Here is a 4,901-nt window from a genome sequence, read left to right on the forward strand (position 1 = left end):
TGAATGCACCGATCGACGACACCATGTTGAAGTCGGCGAATTGCAGGTTGTAGTCCGGAATCCGTCGCGGCATCCCCGCCAGCCCCACGAAATGCATCGGGAAGAAGGCCATGTTCATGCCGATGAACGACAGCCAGAAATGCAGCTTGCCGAGGGTTTCGTCGTACATGTGGCCAGTCCATTTCGGCAGCCAGTAGTAGGCTGAGGCGAAGATCCCGAAGATCGCCCCTGGCACCAGTACGTAGTGGAAGTGCGCAACCACGAAGTAGGTGTCCTGATACTGGAAGTCCGCCGGGGCGATGGCCAGCATCAACCCGGAGAACCCGCCGATGGAGAACAGGATGACGAACGCCACGGCAAACAGCATCGGTGTCTCGAAGGTCAATGAGCCTTGCCACATGGTGCTGGCCCAGTTGAACACCTTCACGCCCGTTGGCACCGCAATCAGCAGTGTGGCGTACATGAAGAACAGCTCGCCCACCAGCGGAATGCCGACCACGAACATGTGGTGCGCCCAGACGATGAACGACAGGAACGCGATACTCGCCGTGGCGTAGACCATCGAGGTGTAGCCGAACAGCGGCTTGCGCGAAAAGGCCGGAATGATCGAGCTGACGGCACCGAAGGCCGGCAGGATCATGATGTACACCTCGGGGTGACCGAAGAACCAGAACACATGCTGGAACAGCACCGGGTCACCGCCACCGGCGGCGCTGAAGAAGCTGGTGCCGAAATGGATGTCCATCAGCATCATGGTCACGCAGCCCGCCAGTACCGGCATCACCGCAATCAACAGGAACGCGGTGATCAGCCAGGTCCAGACGAACAGCGGCATTTTCATCAACGTCATGCCGGGGGCGCGCAGGTTGAGGATGGTCGCGATCACGTTGATCGCCCCCATGATCGAACTGATCCCCATCAAGTGAATGGCGAAGATGAAGAAGGTCACGCTTTCCGGCGCGTAGGTCGTCGACAGCGGTGCATAGAAGGTCCAGCCGAAGTTCGGCCCGCCGCCGGCGGTGAACAGGGTCGATACCAGCAGCAGGAACGCCGCCGGCAACAGCCAGAAGCTGAAGTTGTTCATCCGCGGCAGGGCCATGTCCGGCGCGCCGATCATCAGYGGGATCATCCAGTTGGCGAGGCCGACGAAAGCCGGCATCACTGCACCGAAGACCATCACCAGACCGTGCATGGTGGTCATCTGGTTGAAGAACTCCGGCTGGACGATTTGCAGCCCCGGCTGGAACAGCTCGGCACGGATCACCATGGCGAACGAGCCGCCAAGCAGGAACATGGAGAATGCAAACCACAGGTACAGCGTGCCAATGTCCTTGTGGTTCGTGGTCAGCACCCAACGCATCAAGCCTTTGGCGGGGCCGTGGGCGTGGTCGGTGGCGGTATGAACATGTTCATCGATTACAGCAGTCATGTCCTGTCTCCTGCAAACAGATGGGCTGGGCAGGCCGGGGTGCAAAGCCCCGACCGGTTCCGTACGTGCGCAATAGACCGGGTCATTTGCTTTCCGCCTGTTTCAGCTCCAGTACTTCTTTAGGCGTGACCATGTCGCCTTTGTTGTTGCCCCAGGCATTACGTTCATAGGTCACGACCGCCGCGATATCGACTTCCGATAGTTGCTTGCCGAACGCCGCCATTGCGGTGCCGGGCTTGCCGTGGAAGACAATGCTCAGGTGAGCTTCTTTCGGTCCGGTGGCGATTTTCGAGCCCTTGAGCGCCGGGAACATCGGCGGCAGGCCCTGGCCTTCGGCCTGGTGACAGGCCACGCAGGTGGTGTGATAGACCTTGTCGCCGCGCTCCTTGAGCTCGTCGAGGGTCCATTCCTTGCTGGTCAGCTCCTTGAGCTGCGCGGCCTCGACCTTGCGATCGGCCAGCCATTTTTCGTAATCGGCCTTTTCCTTGACCTCGACCACTGTCKGCATGAAACCGTGATCCTTGCCGCACAACTCGGCGCACTGGCCACGGTAGATGCCGGGCTTGTCGATGCGGGTCCAGGCCTCATTGACGAACCCGGGAATCGCATCGCGCTTGACGGCGAAAGCCGGCACCCACCAGGAGTGGATCACATCGGCGGAGGTCACCAGAAAGCGCACCTTGGTGCCGACCGGCAGCACCAATGGCTTGTCGACTTCGAGCAGGTAGTGCTCGCTCTTGGCTTCCTTGTTGTGGATTTGATCCTGAGGGGTGGTCAGGTTGCTGAAGAACTCGACGTCCTGGCCCAGGTATTTGTAATGCCACTTCCACTGGTAGCCGGTGATCTGTATATCGATCTCCGGCTCGCTGGCGTCGTACATCTTGATCAGGGTTGCGGTAGCGGGAACCGCCATGGCCACCAGGATCAGGAAGGGCACGATGGTCCAGAGGATTTCGACGGTGGTGCTTTCATGAAATTTGGCGGCCAACTGCCCGGTCGAGCGGCGATGAAGAATCATCGACCAGAACATGGCACCAAAAACGATGATGCCGATCACCACACAGATCCAGAAAATGGTCATGTGCAGGTCGAATACTGCGTGACTGATTTCAGTCGCTCCAGGCGCCATATTCACAGTCCAGGCCGCTTGCGCCTGACTGAAAATCGACCACAACAGGAGGCCCATCCAGACATGTGGATGTCGCATCATTGCGGGTTCCCCTTATCGTTCTTGTTATCCCGCCGGCTTTCACCTGCGGCAAGGGAGCGGCTGCATCAGACTACGAACTTGATTCGCCGGGCCTTGCTGCACATGCAGTCGGGCGTTATCAGCTAACTCCATTCAATGGCGAGTATAGACAGCGACTCCGACCTCGCAACGCGATGACGTAAATGATCTGAAACAGCGGGGACTTGCATTCAAGGGCACGATTGGAGAAGGATGCAGACGAGTGGTGGCAAATCGATATAACGCAGATGCATCAAGGATGAAATAATTATGACAAATGCGTCTTAGCATTTTTCATAAGCCAGCTAAGTTATGTCTTCCCTATTTCATTGCCTTGTTTCCTGGAGTTTTCATGAACACCGCCRCATTGCGCGAGCAGATCCAAAAAGCCCAACAACATGAAGCCGACACCGGCCTGCTGACGCGTCAGCTGGAAAGCAAACTGCCTCATCTACACCCGGCGATCCAATTGCCGGAGACCGATACCAACGGCGTACTGACGCGATTTGTCGCCGCCTACATCGAAGAAGTGCCCGATCTGCTGGATGCAGCCAATGAAGTCGCCAGGGAAGCGGGCATTGAGTCACAGATCAAACCGGTGCTGAATATCGCCGAGCAGTACTTCCTCCAGCCGCCAGCCATCATGGCCGGCCATGTCGGGCTCGACAGCCTGCTGGATGAAGCCTACCTGGCGCACCGGTTTGTCGAAGAGGTCAACGACCTGTACATCAAGCATTTCGGCCAGCCACTGATCCCCTTGGACATGACTGTCGCCAACCTGATTGCTCACCAATTGATCGGTGAGGAGTTTGCCAACCAACTGGACGAAGTCGTACATCACGCGTTCGATCAAATGCTGACCGAAGAGAGCTTTGCGCTAGAGTCGGTGGAAGCCTACCGCGACAAGCTCAGCAGCCCGGACACCGGTGCCGCGTGGAAGCGCTGGCCGTGCATGTCGCGCCGTTTGGGCGTGGGCCTGGAGCTGGATCAGCCGGCAGCTTGATCCATCGCTAAACACAATCCCCTTGTAGGAGCGAGCAAGCTCGCTCCTACACAGGAACCTCAACCAGCCGCGCCTATGCCGGTATTCGTCCGCACCCGCCCCTCGAGCCTGCGCTTCAACCCCCGCGATTCAATCAACAGCTTCGAACCCTTGGCCGCATTCGCCCGACCCCATTCCTCCAGCAACTCCAGACACGAGTGATCGATGTAGCTCAGATTATTGAGCGGCACATGCACCGTCGCGCCTGCTGGAATACTACCCAGCACCTGGGTCAGCGCCGGCACTTTGAGGAAGGTCGCAGCGCCTGTCAGGCGCAATTCCATTTGCCCTTCCTGAGGCAGGTCGATCAGGCTGATTTTCAAGCGCGAGGCTTTAAGCGCGAGCTTCACCAGCGTCAGGCCGAAGCCAATCAACACGCCGGTCAGCAGGTCCGTGAATACGATGGCGAGCGCGGTTGCCGCGTAAGTGAACATCGGCGCCCGACCATACCGGCCCAAACCACGAAAGACTTTGAGGTCCACCAGTTTGAAACCGGTGTACACCAGCACGCCCGCCAGGCTTGCCACCGGAATGCTTTGCAGCACGCTGGACAGCAACAGCACGAACGCCAGCAGCCACAGGCCGTGGAAAATGGTCGAAAACCGCGTAGTTGCTCCGGCCTGAACATTCGCCGAACTGCGCACGATAACGCCCGTCATCGGCAACGCCCCTAGCAGGCCACACAGCATGTTGCCGATACCTTGCGCCGACAATTCCCGGTCGAAGTCCGAGCGCTGGCCGCTGTGCATGCGATCAACCGCCGCGGCCGAGAGCAAGGTTTCGGCGCTGGCGATGAAGGCCACGGCAAACGCGGCAATCAGCAAGGTCGGATCAGCCAGGTTGAGCAGATCCACCGGCTTCAGCCAGTCGATGGCCTCCGTCAGGTTTGCCGGCACCTCAACCCGTTTGACCTGCAATGCCAGCACCAGACTGGCAAGCGTGGCCAGACCGACGCCCAGTAGCGCGCCGGGAATGAAGCGCAGGGATTGCGGACGGAGTTTGTCCCACAGCCACATGACGGCAATCGTCGACAAACCGAGCAACCCGGCTTGCCAGCCAAACGTGGGCAACGCCTGAGCCAGCGCCGCCGGGAAGGTTGCCAGGTTATCCAGGCCCGAGGGTTTGGGCACGGCATCCAGCATCACATGCACCTGAGACAGGATAATCAACACTCCAATCCCGGCCAGCATGCCGTACACCAC

The 4,901-nt window shown here is 58.9% G+C and carries 4 protein-coding genes; 1 reads left to right on the forward strand and 3 read right to left on the reverse strand.

All coding sequences use genetic code 11. From position 1 onward, the window contains the following. Both ACXRVY_RS17160 and coxB read right to left on the reverse strand, forming a co-directional pair. A partial coding sequence (locus ACXRVY_RS17160; protein WP_458237831.1) for a cytochrome c oxidase subunit I occupies positions 1-1,429 on the reverse strand: 1,429 nt, incomplete at its 3' end. A gap of 82 nt (positions 1,430-1,511) precedes the next feature. Beyond that, positions 1,512-2,639 carry a cytochrome c oxidase subunit II gene (gene coxB, locus ACXRVY_RS17165; protein WP_458237832.1) on the reverse strand — a complete coding sequence of 376 codons (1,128 nt, stop codon included), beginning with the start codon at positions 2,637-2,639 and terminating at the stop codon, positions 1,512-1,514. A 370-nt stretch (positions 2,640-3,009) separates the two neighbouring features. Here coxB and ACXRVY_RS17170 point away from each other — a divergent pair, with 370 nt between their 5' ends. Next, positions 3,010-3,660 carry a hypothetical protein gene (locus ACXRVY_RS17170; protein WP_458237833.1) on the forward strand — a complete coding sequence of 217 codons (651 nt, stop codon included), beginning with the start codon at positions 3,010-3,012 and terminating at the stop codon, positions 3,658-3,660. Between the two features lie 59 nt (positions 3,661-3,719). Here the strand turns inward: ACXRVY_RS17170 and ACXRVY_RS17175 are convergent. Further along, positions 3,720-4,901: SulP family inorganic anion transporter (locus ACXRVY_RS17175; RefSeq protein ID WP_458237834.1), on the reverse strand; the 1,182-nt coding region annotated here is incomplete at its 5' end.

This window comes from Pseudomonas sp. P5_A2_2, from assembly GCF_054177685.1.